22 protein-coding genes are annotated in these 22,813 nt (G+C 36.2%); all 22 read right to left on the bottom strand.

What is annotated here, in order from left to right:
* Positions 1 to 54: 54 nt before the first annotated feature.
* The 22 genes from rfbB to D8862_RS06775 all read right to left on the bottom strand — a co-directional run bounded on the left by rfbB (position 55) and on the right by D8862_RS06775 (position 22,564).
* A complete protein-coding gene (rfbB, locus tag D8862_RS06880) occupies positions 55 to 1,101 on the bottom strand; it encodes a dTDP-glucose 4,6-dehydratase (protein WP_125449568.1) in 1,047 nt (348 codons plus the stop codon).
* Between the two features lie 9 nt (positions 1,102 to 1,110).
* Complete coding sequence (locus D8862_RS06875; protein ID WP_125449566.1) at positions 1,111 to 1,707, bottom strand: dTDP-4-dehydrorhamnose 3,5-epimerase family protein; 597 nt, start codon at positions 1,705 to 1,707, stop codon at positions 1,111 to 1,113.
* On the bottom strand, positions 1,708 to 2,577 hold the full coding sequence (rfbA, locus tag D8862_RS06870; RefSeq protein ID WP_125449564.1) for a glucose-1-phosphate thymidylyltransferase RfbA: 870 nt from the start codon (positions 2,575 to 2,577) through the stop codon (positions 1,708 to 1,710).
* 26 nt (positions 2,578 to 2,603) lie between these two features.
* Positions 2,604 to 3,704, bottom strand: a complete 1,101-nt coding sequence (glf, locus tag D8862_RS06865) for a UDP-galactopyranose mutase (protein ID WP_125449562.1) — start codon at positions 3,702 to 3,704, stop codon at positions 2,604 to 2,606.
* Between the two features lie 13 nt (positions 3,705 to 3,717).
* Positions 3,718 to 4,716: an acyltransferase gene (locus D8862_RS06860; RefSeq protein WP_125449560.1), complete on the bottom strand. Its 999-nt coding sequence runs from the start codon at positions 4,714 to 4,716 to the stop codon at positions 3,718 to 3,720.
* Position 4,717: 1 nt separating this feature from the next.
* Entirely contained in the window at positions 4,718 to 6,133 is a 1,416-nt protein-coding gene (locus D8862_RS06855; RefSeq protein WP_125449558.1) for a flippase, read from the bottom strand.
* A 119-nt stretch (positions 6,134 to 6,252) separates the two neighbouring features.
* A complete protein-coding gene (locus tag D8862_RS06850) occupies positions 6,253 to 7,002 on the bottom strand; it encodes a DUF4422 domain-containing protein (protein ID WP_260467912.1) in 750 nt (249 codons plus the stop codon).
* Positions 7,003 to 7,007: 5 nt separating this feature from the next.
* Entirely contained in the window at positions 7,008 to 7,742 is a 735-nt protein-coding gene (locus D8862_RS06845) for a glycosyltransferase family A protein (RefSeq protein WP_185760850.1), read from the bottom strand.
* Complete coding sequence (locus D8862_RS06840; RefSeq protein WP_125449551.1) at positions 7,708 to 8,907, bottom strand: hypothetical protein; 1,200 nt, start codon at positions 8,905 to 8,907, stop codon at positions 7,708 to 7,710. Before D8862_RS06840 ends, D8862_RS06845 begins: the two co-directional genes overlap by 35 nt.
* A 24-nt stretch (positions 8,908 to 8,931) precedes the next feature.
* Positions 8,932 to 9,858: a glycosyltransferase gene (locus D8862_RS06835; protein WP_125449549.1), complete on the bottom strand. Its 927-nt coding sequence runs from the start codon at positions 9,856 to 9,858 to the stop codon at positions 8,932 to 8,934.
* A gap of 7 nt (positions 9,859 to 9,865) precedes the next feature.
* A complete protein-coding gene (locus tag D8862_RS06830; RefSeq protein WP_125449547.1) occupies positions 9,866 to 10,957 on the bottom strand; it encodes a glycosyltransferase family 1 protein in 1,092 nt (363 codons plus the stop codon).
* Positions 10,958 to 10,988: 31 nt separating this feature from the next.
* Positions 10,989 to 11,468: a glycosyltransferase gene (locus tag D8862_RS06825; protein WP_125449545.1), complete on the bottom strand. Its 480-nt coding sequence runs from the start codon at positions 11,466 to 11,468 to the stop codon at positions 10,989 to 10,991.
* Positions 11,468 to 11,917 carry a PssD/Cps14F family polysaccharide biosynthesis glycosyltransferase gene (pssD, locus tag D8862_RS06820; RefSeq protein ID WP_025172328.1) on the bottom strand — a complete coding sequence of 150 codons (450 nt, stop codon included), beginning with the start codon at positions 11,915 to 11,917 and terminating at the stop codon, positions 11,468 to 11,470. The genes D8862_RS06825 and pssD overlap by 1 nt, the downstream gene beginning before the upstream one ends.
* Before the next feature lie 29 nt (positions 11,918 to 11,946).
* A complete protein-coding gene (locus tag D8862_RS06815) occupies positions 11,947 to 12,768 on the bottom strand; it encodes a LicD family protein (protein WP_000129020.1) in 822 nt (273 codons plus the stop codon).
* A gap of 22 nt (positions 12,769 to 12,790) precedes the next feature.
* Entirely contained in the window at positions 12,791 to 13,192 is a 402-nt protein-coding gene (gene tagD / locus D8862_RS06810) for a glycerol-3-phosphate cytidylyltransferase (RefSeq protein WP_125449543.1), read from the bottom strand.
* Between the two features lie 3 nt (positions 13,193 to 13,195).
* The gene (locus D8862_RS06805; protein WP_125449540.1) at positions 13,196 to 14,563 is read right to left on the bottom strand and encodes a sugar transferase; all 1,368 of its coding nucleotides are present in this window, start codon (positions 14,561 to 14,563) and stop codon (positions 13,196 to 13,198) included.
* A gap of 21 nt (positions 14,564 to 14,584) precedes the next feature.
* Positions 14,585 to 15,268 (bottom strand): tyrosine-protein kinase, encoded by a 684-nt coding sequence (locus D8862_RS06800; protein ID WP_125449538.1) that lies wholly within the window; start codon positions 15,266 to 15,268, stop codon positions 14,585 to 14,587.
* 9 nt (positions 15,269 to 15,277) lie between these two features.
* Positions 15,278 to 15,970 (bottom strand): capsular polysaccharide biosynthesis protein CpsC, encoded by a 693-nt coding sequence (cpsC, locus tag D8862_RS06795; RefSeq protein ID WP_125449536.1) that lies wholly within the window; start codon positions 15,968 to 15,970, stop codon positions 15,278 to 15,280.
* Positions 15,971 to 15,978: 8 nt separating this feature from the next.
* A complete protein-coding gene (gene cps4B, locus D8862_RS06790) occupies positions 15,979 to 16,710 on the bottom strand; it encodes a capsular polysaccharide biosynthesis protein Cps4B (protein WP_125449534.1) in 732 nt (243 codons plus the stop codon).
* Between the two features lies 1 nt (position 16,711).
* Entirely contained in the window at positions 16,712 to 18,157 is a 1,446-nt protein-coding gene (gene cpsA / locus D8862_RS06785) for an LCP family glycopolymer transferase CpsA (RefSeq protein WP_125449532.1), read from the bottom strand.
* A gap of 188 nt (positions 18,158 to 18,345) precedes the next feature.
* On the bottom strand, positions 18,346 to 20,307 hold the full coding sequence (locus tag D8862_RS06780) for a peptide ABC transporter substrate-binding protein (RefSeq protein WP_125449530.1): 1,962 nt from the start codon (positions 20,305 to 20,307) through the stop codon (positions 18,346 to 18,348).
* 481 nt (positions 20,308 to 20,788) lie between these two features.
* Complete coding sequence (locus D8862_RS06775; protein WP_125449528.1) at positions 20,789 to 22,564, bottom strand: CAP domain-containing protein; 1,776 nt, start codon at positions 22,562 to 22,564, stop codon at positions 20,789 to 20,791.
* Between the last annotated feature and the right edge of the window lie 249 nt (positions 22,565 to 22,813).

Below are 22,813 nucleotides of genomic sequence, written 5' to 3'. Positions count from 1 at the left end.
ACGACACACATAAAAAGCAAGAGACCTTGAATTCTCTTGCTTTTTTGTATGCATTTATTTAATCACTTGTTGTGTCTTAGCATAGTTAGCTTCGACTGCTTCTTTTTCTGATTTCCACCAGTCTTGGTTATCCGTGTACCACTTGATGGTCTCTTTGAGACCTGCTTCAAAGTTGGTGAACTCTGGCTTCCAGCCTAGCTCATCACGAAGTTTGCTGGCATCAATAGCATAACGCAAGTCGTGGCCAGCACGGTCGGTCACATGATCATAAGCGTCAGCTGGCTGTCCCATTTCCTTAAGGATGAGCTCTAACACTTCCTTGTTGTTCTTCTCACCATTAGCACCGATCAAATAAGTTTCGCCGATTTGACCCTTGGTCAGAATTGTCCAAACGCCTGATGAATGGTCATTGGTATGGATCCAGTCACGGACGTTTTTACCTTCACCATAGAGTTTTGGCTTGATACCGCTCAAGATATTGGTGATTTGTCGTGGAATGAACTTCTCAATATGCTGGTAAGGACCATAGTTGTTGGAACAGTTGGAAATAGTAGCTTTGACGCCAAATGAGCGCACCCAAGCTTTGACAATCAAGTCTGAAGCCGCCTTAGTCGATGAGTAAGGCGAACTTGGATTGTACTTGGTTTCAGCCGTAAATTTCTCACCTGGTCCTTCCCCATGACCTGGTAAATCTTCACGCAGCGGCAGATCCCCATAGACTTCGTCAGTCGACACATGGTGGAAACGAAGGTCGTATTTACGAGCTGCTTCCAAAAGTGTATAAGTTCCGATGAAGTTGGTATGGATAAAGGGACTCGGATCGTTGAGCGAGTTGTCATTGTGGCTTTCTGCAGCGTAATGAACGATCGCATCTGCTTGAGCAGCTAGCTTATCTACCAAGGCTGCATCCGCAATATCTCCAACAACTAACTCAACACGGTCGCCTAAAATTTCTTCAATATTGGCACGATTACCTGCATAAGTCAGCTTGTCCAGCACTGTCACATGCACATCTGGAAAGTTATTGTAAACATAATGAACAAAGTTAGAACCAATAAAACCAGCCCCACCTGTCACGATGATTTTTTTGTATTCAGTCATATTATTTCCTTATTCCAAATCTTCTTTTTTCAAAGGCTTCACGTCCTTAAGTAGGGGATGATGTTTGTCCGCTTCAGATACCTCTGCTTCTTCCAGATTTTCCCACTCAATTCCTAATTCTGGGTCAGAGTAGTTAACAAAGGCATACTTAGGTTTGAGTTCAAGCGCCCAATAATCATTAACCAGATAGATATAAGAAACTGTATCAGATAGGACTTGAAATCCATTGGCTACGCCACGAGGGACAAAGATTCCCTTACTAGCGTCAATCTCTGTCTGGTAAACATTCCCAAAAGTTTCACCCTCACGCAGGTCTACCCAAGAACCTAAAACCTTGCCATCGTCTGCAACAGAGATATACTTGTCCCAAGGTTCGGCATGGAGGCCTCGAAGAACATTTTTGCGAGAAAAGCTGACGTTATTTTGCAGTTTCCCTTCAGCAAAGAAGCTTTCAGGAAAGCCAAGTGGCACCATCTTTTCCTTCTGGAAATTTTCCTTAAACCAGCCACGATTGTCTCCATGAACTGGAATGTCAAACTCTAACAAACCTGGAATTGCATCAATCTTACGCACTGCAAGTGTTTTTCCAAAAAAATTATCTGTCATCTAGATTTCTCCAATCAAACGGAGCAGGTACTGCCCGTATTCATTCTTTTTAAGAGGTTGTGCCAATTCCAGCACGTCTTCACGACTGATATAACCCATTCGATAGGCAATTTCTTCCAGATTGGCAACCTGTACGTTCTGCATCCGTTGAACCGTTTCGATATATTGTGAGGCCTCTAACAAGCTCTCATGTGTTCCTGTATCCAACCAGGCAAAACCACGCCCCATAACCTCAACAGATAAATCTCCACGCTTTAAATAAGCATTATTGACATCTGTGATTTCTAACTCACCACGAGCACTTGGCTTTATATTTTTCGCAATCTCTACAACATCATTATCATAAAAATAGAGACCAGTCACTGCATAGTTGGAGCGAGGATTCCCCGGTTTTTCTTCTATGGAAATGGCATTCATGTCTTCATCAAACTCAACCACACCAAAACGCTCTGGGTCCTTCACTTGGTAACCAAAAACAGTAGCACCTTTCCCTTTCTTAGCTGCCTTTTGGAGCATTCTGCTCAAACCAGGTCCATGATAGATATTGTCTCCAAGAATCAGAGCTACATTATCATTTCCAATAAAATCAGCCCCAATGATAAAGGCTTGCGCCAATCCGTCCGGACTTGGCTGCTCTGCATAAGAAATCTTGATACCGAACTCAGAGCCATCTCCAAGCAGATCCTCAAAACGAGACAGATCCGTCGGAGTGGAGATAATCAAGATGTCCTTAATCCCAGCCAACATCAAGGTTGACAAGGGATAGTAAATCATGGGTTTATCATAAACCGGCATCAGCTGTTTTGACGCAGCTCGTGTAAGAGGGTACAGTCGGGTACCTGAGCCACCCGCAAGAATAATACCTTTCATAATAAGCAACCTTTCTTCGTTATTTTTCAATTACTAAATTCTTTCTCCACAACCTCAAGCGCGCGTTCAATCACCACATGCATATCATAATATTTATAATCTGCTAAGCGTCCACAGAAGATAACCTTATCATTCTTTGAAGCCTCCTCTTGGTACTTAGCAAACATAGTATTATTTTTCTCATCGTTGATCGGATAGTAGGGTTCGTCCCCACGCTTCCAGTCGGCTGGATATTCACGCGTGATAACGGTCTTTGGCTGCGTGCCATACTCGAAATGCTTGTGTTCGATAATACGAGTATAGGGAATCTCACGCTCTGTATAGTTCACTACAGCATTCCCTTGATAATTTTCCTCGTCCAAGGTTTCATGCTCAAAACGAAGGCTACGGTATTCTAACTCTCCGTGCTGGTAGTCAAAATACTGGTCGATCATTCCTGTGAAGACAACTTTATTAGCAGATGCTTCCAACTCTTCACGGTGAGCAAAGAAATCTACTCCAAGTTCAACTTCTACATCTTTCAGCATATTTTCGATGATGACATTGTAACCACCAATAGGAATTCCTTGGTAACGGTCGTTAAAATAGTTATTATCAAAGGTTAAACGAACTGGAAGGCGTTTGATGATAAATGGTGGAAGGTCTGTCGCAGAACGTCCCCATTGTTTTTCAGTATAACCCTTGATCAATTTTTCATAGATATCCGGACCAATCAACTTGATAGCTTGTTCTTCCAGATTTTTCGGCTCAACATCCTTCATATCAGCTGTCTGCTCAGCAATTTTATCTTTCACTTCGTGTGGAGTTTTTGTCCCCCACATAGCATAGAAAGTATTCATATTGAAAGGAAGATTATAAAGACTTCCTTTATAGTTTGCGACAGGTGAGTTGATATAGTTGTTAAACTCAGCAAATTGATTAACATAGTCCCAAACTTTTTTATTAGAAGTATGGAAGATATGGGCACCATATTTATGGACATTGATACCTTCTACATTTTCACAGTAGATGTTCCCTCCAATGTGATCGCGTTTATCAATCACTTTTACTTTTTTTCCACGTTTTTTAGCTTCGTGAGCAAAAATAGCTCCAGACAAACCAGCTCCGACGATAAGATAATCGTACATAGTGTTCTCCTTTTTATAATTTGACGATTCGATTGAAGTAAGGAATCTTCATTAACATTCCAACAATAATAAAACTAACACTTAAAGTAAATAGAGCAAAAAGTAAATATGCTCCTACAAAATTAAAACCAAATATCCTTTCCCACAATTTCATAATATAAGTGTGTATTATGAAAACTCCCATTGTTTGATTAGAAAGGAAAACAATCCATTCGTTTCGGTTTTCATTCAACGTAAGCGTGAGGATAGTTAGAAAAACTCCTAGAGTACTGACTTTTACAAATAAAGTATCATAAAAATATTCAGCAAAAAGATTATGATAAGTAGTCTTCGCTATGAAAAATAATATTACTGGTGAAATCAATAACAACAGTATCACAACTGCTTTCATCCATCTCTTAAAACTATTTTTGATAATATCCTTGTTAAATTGCGCTATAAAACCACCTAAAAGGTAGTAAAAAAACCAAGTCCATAATCTAAAGGTTTGTATAACATATGTTTGTGCTGGCATTTGAAATACAATATTTGCTAACTCAAAAATCAAACCAATAACTACCAATAAAGATAGACTGTATAAATAACTTCTTTTTGAATTTAGAAATTTTTTCAAAATCGGCAAACATATATAAATAAGCATTAAGGATCCGAAAAACCAAAACTGAAAGAAATAACCTTTTTGTATCAAAGAACCTACAATTTTTTTAATTAGGTTCTCTGTGAAGTCTCTTTTAAACAGCCAGACGATAAAGGTCCATGACGACACTGTTATTAGAATCCATTTTACTTTCTGCAGTATGTAAGAATAGGTAATCTCTCTCTTTCCTAACAATAAATAACCATTGACCATAAAAAATAGAGGAATAGAATAGGTTCCTAAATAATATAAATATGTCAAAAGATTCCAAGAACCTGTCTCTTTAAACCCACCCATCGTTGTATGAAGTAGAACAACTCCAACACATGCAAGTACTTTTAATAGATCTAAATTAATATTTCGATATTTGCGCATTCTAATTTTTCCTAATCATTTGTTTTAATTCTGTCACATCTACCACTTTCAGAGATAGAATCAAAAAAAGGTAAATGATTCCACCAAGCACCACAAACACTAAAACATTTATGACCGGTGAAAAATGTATGAATGTTTTTGAAGCCAGCAAAATGCCATACATGATAGCAGATGCAAGTACAATTTTTGTCATTGGTGCAATAATAGAAATTTCCTTTAAATAAGAACGTGTAAAGAATAATTGAATTCCCCAAACATAGGCTTCAGTCAAGACCGAGACAATTGCAGCCCCTATATAACCAAGTTTGGGAAGAAACAACAAATTTAATCCCACACTGGTAATTGCAGGAATCGTTGTTGAAATCATAAATTCTTTATTTTTATTATGCGGAATTAAAATTTGAATTCCCATGATATTGGTCCAACCGATAAAAAACATGCGGAAGATCATGATTGCTATCGCAAAACGTGCGTCTTGAAAATCTTGACCAAGGAAAAATTGAACAAAATCGTCATTAACAATCAACATACCTGCTATAATCGGAAAAATAATCAAATTATAAACTAGGAATGAAATCTCATGCATCTTATTGACTTCCTTATGATTGCTTGTTGCTAATAAATTAGCAACTCGAGGTAACATAACGCTCCCCAATGACGTTACCAAAGTTAATAAAATATTCACCAATTTAAGGGCCTGATCGTAGATTCCTACATCTTTTGTAGAGGCTAAAATTCCAAGCATCGTACGATCTAAAGTAACGTATAAAGAGATTGCTATCTGAGGAAGAAATAATAAAATAATTGGTTTCAAATGGTACCTAGCGTATTCTAAATTAACATGGGGCTTGCCAATAAACTTTCGAGCCGGCAACCACATACTTAATTGTCCTAATAGCTCAAATATTGTTAATAAGAACACATAAAGGTAGAGGTCGTTAGTAGATTTGACAAATAGGAAAATAGAGATTACCCCAACGAGTTTTACCGTAATATTTCGAACAGTAATTTTACGAAAATCCTCTAACCCTTGAAAAAGCCAGGAAATATCTAGAGCTTTAGAAACTAAACTCAATCCCAAAATATAAGCTACTGGGTTTTGCATTGGAGAAAGGTTAACACAAAAAATACAATATAAGGAAATCGAAAGGATTGCAGCACCTAATTGTAAAGAGTAGATACCCCAAAAGTTTTTGTTAATCTCATTACGATGTCCAGAAATTACCTTAGTCCCATAGTTGGCAACACCTAAAGTAGCGAGCAATATAAAGTAAGTTACTATGGAACTATAATATCCATAATCACCTAATTCTTGAGAACTAAATATTCTAGTAATATAGGGAGTAGTTATTATTGGGAGAATAACTACTAGTATCTGATATGATAAATTATAAACATAATTCTTTAAAATTTTCATCTTTATTTAACTTAGTCTTTCTAGGAGTATTTATGAGAACAGTGCAATAAAACTTAATTAGAAAAGGGGAAATAGCACCTTGAAAGATTTATTAACAATCTACTTTTATAAATAAACTACTACTTATTAAATAATTTTTTCTGAATTCTTTGTAAGAATCTTGGTTCTTCTGTTGAAAAAACTGGAAATTCTTTTATAGTTAGTTGTTTCTTATATACCCATACGTTAATTAAACGTTCGGCAACAAAACCAATCATACGAGTATTGTAACTATCATATCTTGAATAATCAATCTTCTTATCTAGTTCAAAAAGAATCGGAAATAACCAACTGCAATATTCATCCATCATTTCTCTAGACATTATAAACATATTATAACAGTATCCTGTTTTTTCTTTAGAAAACCAATTAAAAGCATCAAGGTAATCTTTATTGTTTTCTGAAATAATCTGTCTACACATTTCCCAAACTTCATGATCGTGATTCTTGTTAAAAAACTCTTCAGCAGTATACCCGTTATACTCGTTCATACCCTTTGATGGTAATATTACATCATAATCATTTAATTGTTTTAGAATATCATTCTTTGTTAAAATAGAATTCTGTTTAAAAAAACGCTTGTTTTTCCCAAAATAACGTCTATAATGACATAAACCAACAATATCATCTTTAGAATTTTTCCAAATCCAATATAATCCTGTTAATTCACAAAATGTAAAGTTTCTATCAGAAATATTATCATCTCCCTGATTATCTCTTAAATAGTTCTTTTCTCCAATATTCTTATTCGCGCCCACCAATATAGGGATATATAGGTCTTGGTCTTGAACTTGATTATAAGATTTATGTGTTGCGACATATAGCTTCACTTCTATTACACTCCCTTAATATAAAACCTTAATTTTCTATAAAGACATTTAAATTTTAATAGAATAGGATTACTTGGCCAAACTCCAAAAAAAGTGTATATTACTGAATAATTTTTAGAGTATTTTTTCAATAACCATTGTATCGCATCAAAATAATTAAGGTTTAAAGATTTCCCATCTGACACATGCCATAACTCACTTGGAAAAACTAATACTGGCGAATTGATTAACTTCATCTGTAATGCATAGTCTGTTCCATATAAATGCCAGGTAGGACCGATTATACTAAATTGATTCGTACTAAAAACTTTTTTCGGAATAATAATCAAACACTCATCAATTGCATCAACTTCAACAGGGATACTTATAGATTTACTAGCCGCTTTTGTTTTCGGGTCCCCATGGAAGATATTTGAAAAACTGACGACCTTTCCCTCAATATTCTTTACCCCTGCTACCCCTGCTACTCCAAATATGAAATTTCTACAATAAGATTCTAGTTTTGCTAACTCAAAGTCATCTTGAAAACTAATATCTTGATGAACAAAAAATAGATAATCACCTTTTGCTTGTTTGCCTCCAAAATTCAAAGCCTCAGCAGCAGAATTAAATCCATATTTATTGGAATCCACTATAATAAGTTCATATTTAACATCTTTTTGTCTAGATAAAGATGATTTAAGAATTGTATTTAACTTATCGTAATTATTCCATACGCATATAAGTGATATCATCTCCAATTCCCTCTCTTTCATCTAAAAACGTTCTCGCAATTAAAAACAAAAATGGATTAAACCACAATAAAAATAATTGTGGGTCAATACAAGCTCTTACTGACCAAAAAATTAACACAATCAATAAAGTTTTATTTCGATTAATTATAACTTTTCTCATTATAATTGAATAGCTTATTAACGTAAGGAAAAAAATTACTGTTCCATAGCTTACAAGTATATTGATGTACGACGAATCTACATAAAAATAAGAATTCGCCGAAGTATCCCATTGAACATGAGTTCCAAATAATCTTAGAGGGTATCTCCTTAAACCTTCTTGACCGAATCTCAACCTTTGACTCAATAAGTTATTTATTAAAGATAATAAACTATTTCTACTATCAAATTTTGCTGTCAGCCAATAAGTCATATACGCCATAATTGGATAAATAAGAGTAAGTAAATATTTCAGAAATTTAAAATTCATATTGATTGATATAAATCTTCTCGAAAACGATATCAAAAGAAGGATAAATACCATAATAAAAGTAAGACGGGTATCTGTGTATTTATAAATAACTATATTTAATAGTACACAAATAAAAAGCTCTTTTATTGTCCAATATTTTTCACCTTTTAAATACACATATTCCAGCAATATACTCAGGAAATAATTCGGAGTAAATGATGTGTAGTTAAAACCTAGTCCATACCGTGAGCGGATCACACCTCCTGAATATGTTAAGGTTAGCTCGTTTGGAATAATACCAAGTAAAGAGCTTACTACAACAGTTCCTACAACTCCAATCTGGCAGAACATTGTATTCCTTACCAAATTACGAAAATTAATATCTCTTGAAGAATATATAAGAGTCAAAGTATATGCTACAAAGGAGGCGTTACCATTATCATAACTTACAATAAAACCTATAAGAAGTATAATTGGAGTAATGATTATCGATTTTATCTTAGATTTATCTAACATAAATTTAAGTAATAGAAAAAATAATCCCACATACTCCCAAGTTTTTATTATTCCATAAGGATGTATAAAATCTTTATAAAAGGTCGAAGTAAACAGCCATGCTATTAGCCAAGGATAAAAAGCTAATCCAAAAAGAAACTCATTCAATTTTACATCAGTTTTAACTCTTGATGGACTCACTTTGAATCCCCCCTTTACTTTCACTAATACTCTTTAACATTACTAGAATTACTCCTTCATATATAACACTATAAAATCAGTAATATATGACCTGAACGACCAATACAACTTATGATATTTAAATAATTTAAAAAATATAAATACATTCTTTTTCATAAATAATTCTCTTCGATTTTTTCCCCATAGAATGTAATCGTTCAAAACACTAATTTGTTCATTTGAAAGTGATAAATCATGTTGTTTACTAAATTTATCTAATCTCTGAAGCAAATCATCATAATAAATAACTTGCTCTTTTCTCCTTAGGAAACTTCTTTCTCTGCTACCAGTCGCGTTGCTATCGTGTCTTCTAAAATCGATAGTAGAGTAGGAGTAAATGTATAACCCATTAAGAAGCGAAGCTAGCCTCCATAACAAGGCATCATGTGCATCTTCGTTACTTCGGATTTCTAAAAAATATGGAATAATCTTTTTGTTCACCGCATAAACACACCCTGGCCTTCTAATATGAAAGAAGTTATCTAAAAAATTTGGTTGATACACTGCCTCACTATTATCCAAATCACTTTTATCCAATTTAATCTTGACACCATCACCAACATAAAAAGGTGTGTAATTAGAGGCTAACAACAAAATCTTATCATTATTTTCCATAATCTTAGACATTTTTTGAATTTTATCTAAATGCCAAATATCATCTTGATCACAAAGAAAAACGATATCTCCTTTCGCCTCCTCTAATAACATGGCAAAATTATTCTTCCATCCTTGATTCTCTTTATTTTTTTTTATAGACCAATTATTCAACTCATATTTAGCAATATAATCTTCAATTATTTGAACAGTATCATCTGTAGATGCATCATCACTAATCAAGACTTCCTCAGCAAGGCGCGTTTGATTTCTTAGAGTATCTAACTGTTCAACAATATATTCATCACCATTAAATGTTGATAATACAATTGATATATTCATTGTATTCTTACTCCCCAATCAACTTTTTATACTCATTCTCTAATTTTTTAGCTTCAATTCTGATATCATAGTTTGATTTTTGAGCTAGGTCAATATTTTCTCTAGATTTTTCCAATCTGTTTATATATGAAAAATCTTCAATGGCTTTTATCCAAGTACTTACGTTGTCAATTGGTAATTGTTGGATACTATTTGTGAAGATGCACTCATCAGAAATTGTCGTTGAAAGAATAGATTGAATTCCATTAATTTGCCACTCAATAGCAACTAAAGGCAACCCCTCGTATAAACTCGGTAATAACATTATATCCATAGCAGAAATAAACGATTGCATATCCGAATACCGATTCAAAAAAACAATTGAATTTTCCAATTTTCGTTCTTTTACATATCTCTTAACATCATCTACTTTTTCTCCTTCACCGACCAAAAACAATTTTACATCCTTCTGCTTACATTTCATTTCATCCATTAAATCAAGAAGAAATGTATGATTTTTTTGAATATTGAATCTGCCTACATGTCCTAATGCAAGTGTATTTTCTTTTAATGAATGCGTTGTCCGAAATACTCGGCGAAGATGAGGATTAAAACTATATTTTTCTACATCCCTGGCATTATGTACAACTTTAAATCGTTTATCCTTAAAAAGCCATTCTCCTGCCTTTTCACCACACGCCCAAGATTGAGTATATAAAGTGTAAAAAAAAGGACGTAGCATTCTGTCTAGTAGAATATGATTACACGTTGTATTATGACTATGCGCTATTCTTACAGGAACTCCCATAATTTTTGCTATAAACAATTCAATTGACATAAGAGCACTACTCCCGTGAACATGTACAACATCGTATTTTCCTACTTTTAAGAGTTCAAGGAATTCTCTCATATATGCCAGTATTGAGGATTTCTTTCTTTCAATTTCTACAATCTGAACACCTAATACTTGAAATTTCAATTTATCTTCTAACAACGGTTTATTAGTAGCTAGAATCGTCACTTCAATTTCACTCAAGTCCATGTATTCGAGGTATGAATATATAAATGTTCCAATCCCATCAGAAAACAAACCTCCTGTTGGAATATGCAAAATTTTCATCAAGTGTCTCCTTCTATGCTCTTCGTCATTTTTACTTAACTAATTCTGCAATCAAATTTGAAAAATGTTGTACAAAGCATTCATTATTAGATTTAACGGCAATACTACTAGATGGATTCAGGTATTCTCGGATTTTTTTAATATCCTCTATGACTACTAAGTCATATCCCTCCTGAACAATCCTATTACAAAAATCTAACTGATGGTCATTCACATGTTCTCCAAATTTTTTTCTTCTCGGAACAACTACTGGTCTTTTCCCATTAGCAATAACATTCATAAATGTAGCAGGACCACCATGAGTAATAACTATATCCGCTTCTTCCATTAGGTTATTCATCTCATCATACGAAAGAAAACGTTCCCATCTGCAAAATCGAGGTTGATAGTCTGAAAAACCAACTTGGATAAATACATCCGACGTAATAACTCCCTCTGCTTTCAATTCATCAATCTCTTTTATTAGTCTATTAAATTGTTGCTCATGCGTACCGACAGTTACAAAAATCATTAGAAAATTCCTCCCAAATTGATTGCCTTGGGATAGATTTTTTTCATTTCTTCCCATTGGACAATGAATCTATCTGTAACAGGGTATACTATTTTGCCAGTCATTGTCGGAGCGTCTACACGATCAAATACTTCTATATAAACGGTTTTAGCACCAAATATTTTACCTAAATAAAAGAACGGTATTGCAACCGCTGCTCCGGATGAAATGATAACATCTGGCCTTTCTTTATATAATATTCTTAAAGCAAGAAATGTATTTTTTATTAGATTTTTTATATTACGATTAGTCGGATAATAGCAATAATGACATTTTTCATTTGATAAAATACTTCGAGCATCTTCTTTATCAAAAGTAACCCATAGTCTATCTTTATCCTGCCAAAATGGTTTCAATAGATAGAGATGATTTAAATGTCCACCGCTAGATCCTACTAGACAAAGTTTTATCTCTTTTTTAGACAAAGTTATGAATTCTCCTATTTTTCTACGTATGGGCCAAAATCAATTTTAATTCGTTTGTGATGATTTCGTTGATTCTCAGGTGGAAGCTGCATATAGTCACCATACATATGTTTTAAGTATGCTCTATAATTCTTCATTCCCCATAATTTTATATCATCAAAGGAATAACTTTCAACTTCGTCTAACCACACTTTTGGAAAAGTTTCTTTCTTTATTCCATAACTACCATCACTAACCACTACATTATCAGCATTGGTACTCTGCCCTAGTAATATACACTTCTCCTTCATCTTTTTCAAAAAAGATATTGAGAACACATGTGTGGCAAGCTTAGCTAGCTTATACGCTAATCGTTTTTTTCTATCGTTGTCCCCATATCCACATTTTATCCATAATAGATTTCGGAATAACCAAAATCCTTTAAGTTGAATGAATCGTCTAAAAGGCTTGGGACAGATATCATCAATCGGAAAAATATCAATATAAATTCCATCATGAACATTTGCATCTAAAGAAAATTCCTCAGAAACATGTGTGTTATTGAGACGTAGTTTCACAAAATTAAATGGATAATTCAAATCTGTTTGATCTGTCTGTAGAAAATATTTTTCCCTATCCAAATCCGAAACACATAATTCTTTAAATCTTTCAAAATCCTCTCTTGGCATACCAAAATCCATATCATCGTCCCACGGGATGAATCCATTATGGCGTATAGCCCCTAGAAAAGTTCCTGCTAGCATCACGATTTTTAAATTATATTTTTCACATATTTTTAACACTTCTGAAGCTAACAAAAGTTCTAAGTTATGTAACTGTTCTAATTCATCTGTCATATAGTTATCTCAAACTCCGTTTTTAATATTCTCTGGTTGCCAATGAATTCTTAATTTCAGTTGTACTGATTTCAGGAGTCCTTGGTAAATAGACCACTTCAACTCCTTCCTTCTCTAAAAAATCAAATTCCCCCTTCCAGTCATCTCCCATTACAAAGGTATCTATGTGATATTCATGGACATCTGTCACTTTTTGTTCCCAGGATTCTTCAGGTATTACTAAATCAACATACCTAATAGCCTCTACGAGTGTTTTTCTTTGTTCATATGTAAAATAACATTTTTTTTGTTTTTCATTCCAGTTGAATTCATCAGTGGAAATCACAACAATTAAATAATCACCTAACGATTTAGCCCTTTTAAGAAGATTAATATGACCATAGTGCAACAAATCAAATGTTCCATATGTTATAACTTTTTTCATTATCTATTTCGCTCCATCTCTCATAAATACAACTTTAACTGTCTTCAATAAAATTTCAATGTCTTTCCAAATTGTCCAATCATCTATATAGGCCACATCTAATTTGACAACTTCATCGAAATTCTTAATCTCACTTCGTCCACTGACCTGCCATAAGCCTGTTATTCCAGGTTTAAAACTTAGTCGACGTTTTTGTTCTGGGGTATAGTGTTCATACTCGTCCACTGTTGGTGGTCGTGTACCTACCAAACTCATATCTCCCTTTAGAACATTGTAAAATTGTGGCAACTCATCCAAGCTAGTCTTCCTTATAAAACGACCAATTTTCGTGATACGAGGATCATCGTCCATCTTAAACATTCCACCCTGCATGGTATTTTGTTCCATGAGTTCTCTTTTTTTCGCCTCGGCATCTACACACATAGAGCGAAACTTATAAAAAGTGAACTGGCGACCATTTTTTCCTATACGCGTCTGAGCAAAAATAGCAGAGCCCCCATCCTTTCGAATCAAAGGAACCAGTACAATACTGACTAGACCACATAGTATCAGGCCTACCAGGGAACCGATAATATCAATAATCCGCTTAGCAATCACGTGGCTAGTCTTATAAAATGTTGTAGAAAAAGTCACAACGTTTAATCCTGCCATCTCACGAATTTGCTTGTTACGTGCCAAACTACGATCAAAAGCATTTAGATTGACTGTTACATCAATTCCCATCGTTTCAAACTGAGAGACAAGCTCTCCAATATTGTATTTTTCACTCGGAAGATTGATAAAGACTTCATCGACCACCTCATGAGTCGCAAAATCTACTATCTCCTCCTCTGCTACTACCTTTAAAGAATTATGCTGAAAATCTGGTTTATCTAAGACACTGACGGCTACCAACTCCCCAACAACCTCATTTGATTCTATTAGTCTATCCAGTACCTTTTCGACACGAGATGTTGCTGTAAGTAGGAGAATCTTCTTACTTCCTTTAAAATTGGGATAAGCTCGCTTCCAATACCACTTGATAAATAGGTTTAGCACATAGACTAAAAGAGCATGTAATGTGAGGAAGTAAATCATGCCTCGTCTGGAAATACTAAATCGATCTTCTAAGAAAAAATTAGAAATACTAATCGCTAGCGCAAAGAATAGGATATATTTCAATGTCTGGACAAGTTCAAGCAAATATCCCCTTTTAAAGAAATCCTTTCCATAATCACTGATATAAAAGACAAAATAATGGAGGATATAAAGTGCAATAGCTGTTGTTGAAACAATCTCCGTTTCTCTCACAGCACTAAGCAGATAAGTCAATAAAATAACAAGAAAACTCTGGATTATGGCCAATGAAGGCTTTACTACTTTTCCATTCATCTCTATCCCCCAACCTATTTTTTATTTTTTTCCGTAATCTCCATAATTTCCGTAAGAACCGTATTTGTCTACTGAAGTATCGAATTTATTCAACACAACTCCCAAAAACGGCTTCCCTGTGTGTTCCAACTGTTCTTTTGCTTTTTGAATATCCCGTCGATTTGTTTCACCTGCCTCCGTCACTAAAAGAGAAGCATCGCATTTTCGCGTAATAATAGCCGCATCAATCACGACACCCACAGGAGCAGTGTCTACAATAATGTAGTCAAAATATTTACGCAAGGTTTCAAGCATTGTACTGAAATTCTTACTTTGAAGAAGGGCTGTCGGATTCGGCGATACAGAGCCAGCCTGAATCACAAAAAGATTTTCGATATTGGTATCACAAAGCCCTTGTGACAGGTCTGTAGTTCCTGATAAAAATTCTGTCAGTCCTGTAATCTTATCCCTTGTTTTAAAAACACCTGACATGACAGAATTGCGAATATCTCCATCGATCAGCAGTGTTTTATAACCTGCACGCGCAAAAGCCCAAGCGATATTGGTGGAAGTCGTTGATTTTCCTTCTCCTGGTTTCACAGAAGTGATAGAAAATACTTTCAAATCATCTCCACTTAACTGTAGGTTCGTACACAAGGCGTTATAATATTCCTCCGCCTTTTTTACAAGATCCAATTTTGCCTGTGAGATTTCTAACGTTGGCATAACTTCCTCCTATTTTATTTTGTCCAAATCTGGAACGACCCCTAGAAGTGGAATTTGCAGTACATCTTCGACATCTTCAGGACGTTTCACACGGGTATCGAGTAACTCAATCAAAAGAACAGTAACCACTGTTACGACTGCTCCTCCAAGAAAACCAAACAAGGTGTTGCGTCGAATATTTGGAGAAGAGGGAGTCGTAGCTGGTCGCGCTTCTTCAAGTGTCGTTACATCAGATACTCGCGTTACAGCTATGATCTTTTCTGCAGCAACTTCTCGTAGAGAATTAGCGATGCGACCGGCTTCCTCTGGCTGTTTATCCTTGACAGAGATTGAAACGATACGAGTGTCAGCTGGTACAGTCACTTGAACTTTGCTGGCTAACGTTTTTGCTGGCATATCCAATTTCAAATTTGTCGCTACCTTTTCCAATACATCCTGCGAAAGGATGATCTCACGGTAGTCTTTTACCAGATAAGATCCTGCCTGCAAATCCTGATTTGTCAGTCCCGGCTTATCTCCTTGATTACGGTTGACTACGTAAATACGCGTGGTGCTCGTATATTCTGGCTTAACAATAAAAGTGCTATATGCAAAAGCCCCCGCACCTGTCACAAGTGCCACTAATAAAATTATTAGCTTGCGTTTCCACAAGATTTTAAGTAATTGAAATACATCGATTTCTATCGTATTTTGTTCTTTCATCATTTCTCCTAAATTAGTTGATCCATTACAATTTTTCGAGGATTGTCTATAAAAAGTTCCCGAGCCTTCGCTTCTCCGTATTTTTGGGTAACAAGGTCATATGCTTCTGCCATATGAGGAGGTCTACCATCTAGATTGTGCATATCACTTGCAATGACATGAACCAAATCCTGCTCTAAAAAATACTGAGCTCTTTTTTTCATGAATTTATAACGTTCGCCAAAAAGTTTGGGTTTGAGGACATGTGAACTATTTACTTGCGTGTAACAGCCCATATCGATCAGTTCTCGAACGCGTTTTTCATTATTTTCCAGAGCATCATAGCGCTCGATATGGGCAATGACTGGAGTAATTCCCAACATCAAGATCTTGCTCAAGGCACTATGAATATCGCGATAAGGGGTGTTCATACTAAACTCTATCAAGGCATAACGACTATCATTGAGGGTCGGAATCCGCTTTTTTTCCAGCTTATCCAGAACATCTGGTGTGTAGTAAATTTCAGCCCCATAAGCAATGACCAAGTCACTCGCCACTTCCTTAGCTATTTCCCGAACCTGAAGAAAGTTTTCTGCTATCTTCTCTTCCGGAGTTTCAAACATGCTCTTGCGACGGTGAGAGGTAGAGACAATGGTTCGCACCCCCTGCCTGTAGGCTTCTGCCAAGAGAGCCTTGCTTTCCTCTCTTGACTTGGGACCATCATCTACATCAAAGACGATGTGCGAATGAATATCAATCATTTCATTTTCCCTCCAACACGTCTTGAATAGCAGCTTTGACAGATGCAAGGCTACTGTCGTCAATTTCCATCATGTAAAGGTTACTATCTGGCATCGCATAGGAAGGAAGATCCATCCGTCCTGTACCTTTCAAGTCTTGCGAATTCACTTTGTAAGTTCCACCACTTTCTAACTGAGCATTGACCAAATTCATCATGGTCTCAAGTGGCATATTTGTTTGGATAGAATCTTGCAAGCTATCAATGATCATACTATAATTTTTCAGTGCTTCGGTTGACGTTAATTTTTGAAGGATAGCCACAATCACCTTTTGTTGATTACGCCCGCGGTCACGGTCACCATCTGCCAGGGAATAGCGCTCACGAACAAAACCGAGGGCCTGTTCTGAATCAAGATGAACATTGCCCACAGGGAATTGAAACTTCCCGTGTAGAGCTGTGAATTCCTGATCATTATAAACATCTACCCCACCCAACAAATCAATCAATTTCAAAAACGAAGTGAAGTTCAATCGCACATAATAATTGATATCCACTCCATAGAGATTTTCTAAGGTGTGGATGGATGAATCAACTCCATAAATGCCCGCATGGGTTAATTTATCTTTTTGATTATTTCCACCATCTGCGATTGGTACATAAGCATCACGTGGCGTTGTGGTCAAGAGGATTTTCTTGGTATCTCGATTGACAGTCATCAAGATATTGACATCTGAACGCGACACCGAACTAATAGGACCATAGGTATCAATTCCACTCACATAGATATTGAAAGACTGACTCTTTGAAGTTTTAGGAGCTTCTACTTTTTTAGTGAATCCCTTAGTATAAATCTTTTTTATCTTCGATGCGTAATCTGGATACTCTGACTCGATGATATTTTCAAAGACACTATTTAAGACAATAGCCTTGGTATCACCTGCAATCAAACTCTTGTAAGCTGCCAAGTAAGACGAACTCTGGTTGACCGTCAAATCGGTATTCTGACTTGACTTGATATCAGCTAGTAGTTTTTGAATGTTTTCATTATCAGTCCCAGTCGGTGCTGTTACACTCGTCAGTTGCGTAACATTTCCAATCTCACTATCTGCTAAAACAGCAACACTGATCGAATATTCTGAGTAATTAGAAGTCGCATTTAAACGATTGGTCAATCCAACAAACTGCTGTACTGCAAAAAGCGACACAGAGCTGGCAAATATAGAGAGCACCAACAGAAAAACGGTAAATTTTTCAGCTTTTTTATAGATAATCAAGAGCAACCCTACTAAGGCAACTAGTAGAACTAACGCAGTTGCCACTAGATTAAGATATCTAAAAGCAAGGATATTATATTTAAAAATCAAAAACAATAAAAAGCCAGCCAACAATAGATAAACAGTTAACAAGGCTATGTTAACACTTCGCTTTACTTTCCCCGAGCGAGATCTCTTTGAACGTTTCGTCATGACACTCCCCTATACTATAATAATTAAAGTAATTATATCACAAAAGTAAGGTGAATTCCATTTATTCCCACAATTCTCAGCGTTTTCATTCATTTTTTCTTAGCTATATTTCGAAGTGACCGCTTTCATTATTTAGGACCTTGAGCAAACAAAAACAAGATCCCTCGCAAGAGACCTTATTTAACTTTTTATTTGATATGATTTTCAAATTCTTTTTGACTTTGTTCGATAGCTTTTTTACTTTCTTCTTCCCACTTAGCCTTAGCTTCATCAAATTGTTTCTTGGTAACAGGATCTTTTTGCAGTCTCATGTACTTGTAGTTGTTTCCATCACCTTTGATTCCCACTAAAGAGTAGGCACGTGTAAACGGAGTTACTTTAGTTACAGAGGCTGTACCACCATTTGACATAACAGACATGACTAGAGAATTGTCAATCATCCAAGCTTGAGCTTCAGCGTATTTTTCATAACGTTTAGCGACATCTTTATTCTCAGCATCTGCTTCTTTTAGAAGTTTTGTATAGGTATCTAATCCTAGACTCTTGATCAATTCTTGATCTTCCCTAGCATCTAGACCGAAAATTTTGAGATAAAAACCATCTTCGGTATTAAATGGATCCAGATAAGTTGACGGATCTTGATAATCACCAACCCAGCCATCAAAGTTCAAATCGTAATCACGAGCTGCTGGATTTGGTGCTAGGAAAGCAACATTCCCAAAGTCATCCGTTGAAAGCTGTTGAACATCAATGACGATATTGTCAGAACCTAGTACTGTTTCAAGGGTTTGTTTAAGCGAATTCATCCCAGAAACTGCATTTTTATTGGTTTGATCAACTGGGACATCCAAATGAATCGGGAAGGTAACCCCTTGGGCTTCCAATTCCTTTTTAGCTTCCGCAAATTTTGCTTGGGCCTTTTCCTTGTTGAAGTAACCGTCTTGGGCATCCGCCAAGTTGATTCCTGACCACTCAGTTCCGTAGTTCACAAGCTTTGAAGCTGTTACTTCTCCAAAGGTCTTATCTCCCACCTGGACAAAAGTAGGGGGAACAAGGGTATTACGAAGGGTCTTACTTGCCGCTTCTTGACCGTTAGATTGGGCAGAGTAGGTCGTACGATCGATGGCAAAGTTCAAGGCCTGACGGAAGTTCTTATTTAAAATCGCTGTTTGCGTTGAGTTCTTTTGTTGATCTGATGTTTTTGCAGTATGGTTATAGGCTTTACGGTTAACGTTAAAGTTGAAGTACCAAGAAGTCTTGTCTTGTAAGCTATAAACAATGTTGTCTTGATATTTTTCTTTCGTCTTGGCATAGCTCGAGCTATTTGGATAGACTCCCGCAAGTGAGTAGGCACCACTTTCAAAGTTTCGGATGGTCATCTCCTGATCTGAACCATCAAAGTAGGCTAACTTAACTTTCTCAATGGTTACTTTATCATGGTCATAATAGTGTGGATTCTTGACATACTCGATTGAAGATTTTGATGTAAAATCTTTTAACAAGTACGGACCGTTGTAAAGGATGCTATTTGGTGTCAAGGTTCCAAATTCTTTATCCTTTGACTTCAAGAACTCTTCGTTAACCGGGAAAAGGATACTATTGGTTGTCTTTGAATTCCAATAAGGTTCTGGCCGTGTCAAAGTGTATTCAACCGTATAGTCATCCAAGGCTTTCACACCAACTGTTGTGAAGTCATTGGTCGCACCTGTCACATAGTCATTCAATCCCTTGATAGAGTTTTGGATGAGATCCATAGCTTGCCCCTTGTTGTCCGCAGCATACTTGATCCCAGTAACAAAGTCTTGGGCTTTGACTGGAGCATACTCTTCTCCATCAGCTGTGTACCACTTGGCATCTTTTCTGAGTTTATAGGTATAGGTTAAACCATCCGCCGAAACTGACCAATCTTCAGCTAGAGCTGGCGTTAGATTCCCATAGCTATCATTTTCTAACAAACCATCCACAAGATTGGTAATCACTGAAGTGTTATCTGCATAATAGTCTAAAAGATAGTTAAACGTCGTCGGATTTGCACTAAATGTTGATGAGAAGGTGCTTGTATCAGTATTTGACTGTCCACAAGCTGTCAGTAAAATTCCTGTAGCTAGGACAAGTCCAGTTCCGATGAGTCTTTTTTTCATTTTGATCATCATTCACTCCTTTATGTCACTTTTTATAACATAACCATATTTTATCAAATTTATCCTAAATTGTAAAGTTGATGGTTTTCCAGCAAATGATTGACCTACACTAGCATTGACAGCTCTAGAATAAAATTAGCCACTGAGTATACAAAAATAAATAGGCAACTGGTTTAGTTCTCGAGAATCTTTTTGGACTGATGGAAAATAAAATCCAAGACATCCCCCTTTTCAAACCTCCCTAAAAGGTGAAATTAAGATTAGCAACATCTTCAATCGCCTAATTCTAATGCGAAACTGGAAACTACTAACAGCCTTATAAAAGCCAGCAAACACAATTCCTTTGATTTCCGTGGCTTTCATAATTCTAAGAAACAAATCTTTATCTCTCTGAATAAAAATGGAGAGGATAGTGATTGTCCTCTCCAAATCTTAGCTAACATCAATCCGCTACAATTAACACAGAGCTTGATAGAGTTAGAAATTTATTTTATTTGTAATTATAAGCCCAGTAATAGTCCCCGTTTCCACTAACTACTGCTGCTACAGCTCCTTCTGTCGCATTTGGATCCAAAAGCAATTCCCTCAAACCACCATTTGCCCATTTCTTGACAACAGCAGCTGCATCTTGATCACGACGACCAACAAAGCCTGAGCTATCGTATTGGCGAGAGATCTGGTTTGCTTTTGGTAGAGCTTGATTTTGATAAATCTCATCTGACCAAGTCAATTCTTTCAAGCCCTGTTCTTTACGAATTTCATTGATCTCAGCGAATGCTTCTTTGGCCTTTTCCATATAGTAATAATTCGTATCATCCGTCGCAGCGACGCGGAAGACAAATTTCACATAACCAAACTCTACGTCGCGGTATTTTTCTTCATCCACTCCGCTCTTGAGGTTGGCAACTAAAACATAATCTCTAGCCCAAGGATCATTTTTGGTTTTCTCAAAGATTTCCTCGTCTTCAATTTCCCAAGTGACCTTGGCATCCCAACCCGCATTATCTAGAAACGTAGGATTTAATTTTTCGATCACATAGTTTTTGAATTCCTCGACATTTTTGAAAGGAAGTGCTTGTCCTGCTTTGGCAGTTTCGACTAAATTAGTCGAATACAATTTCACGCTAGAGTTTTGATCGCTATAGCTATATTCATCGTCTACGGAATTTGAGTGTAAATTCGGATCCAGCGCTGGATCTGTTGGATCTGTCATTCCATGCAACTTCCATGCATCCTCCATCCACTTCCAGTAAGCTGTGTAACCTGTAACTTCGTCGTTTGATTCAATATAGTAATAGTGATTGGTGCCATCAAATGCATAGTTTGGATCACCCTCCAGGATCTTATCACCTGGTTTTCCTGGCGGAATGACTAATTTGGGTTTGCTTCCATTTGGAGCCCATAATAAGTGTTCTAATCCCGGTGCTGGTTTTTCAACATACGGAGGAATCTGATTTTCACTCGGTTCATCTGTTGTTATCAAACCTGGGGTCTCTGGGACAGAGGGATTGGTTGAATTATCTGGTTTTGGTGCAAAAGAATCCAACTCACTACCCGCACCTCCATAAGACGGAGTCTCTGGAAACTCAATAGTACCTGATTCAAAAGGATTAAATTCTCCGTCAGCTCCATTGAATGGGGGATTCTCTGGAAGTTCGATTGTCCCCAAGTTAAAAGGATCATATTCACTATCCGCACCTCCGTAAGACGGAGTCTCTGGAAATTCAATAGTACCTGATTCAAAAGGATTAAATTCCCCGTCGGCTCCATTGAACGGTGGATTTTCTGGGAGTTCCACCCTACCTGGATTTTCTAACTCCAACTCTTTGTTATTATCCGCAGATTTCTTGACAAACACCCAACGACCATTTTGGTAGTAGTAATAATCCCCATTTTCTAATACATAGTAATGGTAGCCATTCTCGTAACGATAGTGGCTATCATTTACTAAGTTGTTAGTTGAAGAATCGTTGTCACGATTGTTTGTCAGTGGTTTCCACTCACCATCACGGTAAATATAGTAACTACCATCACTCATACGGTAGTAGTAGCTACCATTCCAGTAGAAATAGCGACCGCTATCTGGCTGTCGGTAGTTGTTTCGATTCCAATAATTATAACTATAATCCCAATCATCAAAATCATAGTCCCAACTATGACGGGAATCCCAACGATTATCCGCATGAACCGTTGGTGTTACAGAAGCTGAAACTGCAACTGCTGTCGCCAGAGCCGCTCCCGCCAAAAGACCATATTTTCTATTCATTTTAAATTAAACCTCCAAAAAAGAACCGTTGGTCATAACGTTCGGAAAACTTTTGTGCACTATTCGTTTTTCGGACTATAAACAAGGAATATATTTTATAAAATATAAATTGGATTTATTGAACACTTTTTTATATTTATTGCGCTCAATAGCAATTATAACACTTTCATAATTTAAAATCAAAAAAATAACATAGTTACTATTATTTTAAAAAAACAGTATTTTTAGTTGTTACAATAAGCATTTTAT

Source organism: Streptococcus oralis, from assembly GCF_003942585.1.
GTDB lineage: Bacteria > Bacillota > Bacilli > Lactobacillales > Streptococcaceae > Streptococcus > Streptococcus oralis_BE.
The sequence above is the reverse complement of the archived record's forward strand: the minus strand, read 5'-3'. Positions and strand labels throughout refer to the sequence as shown.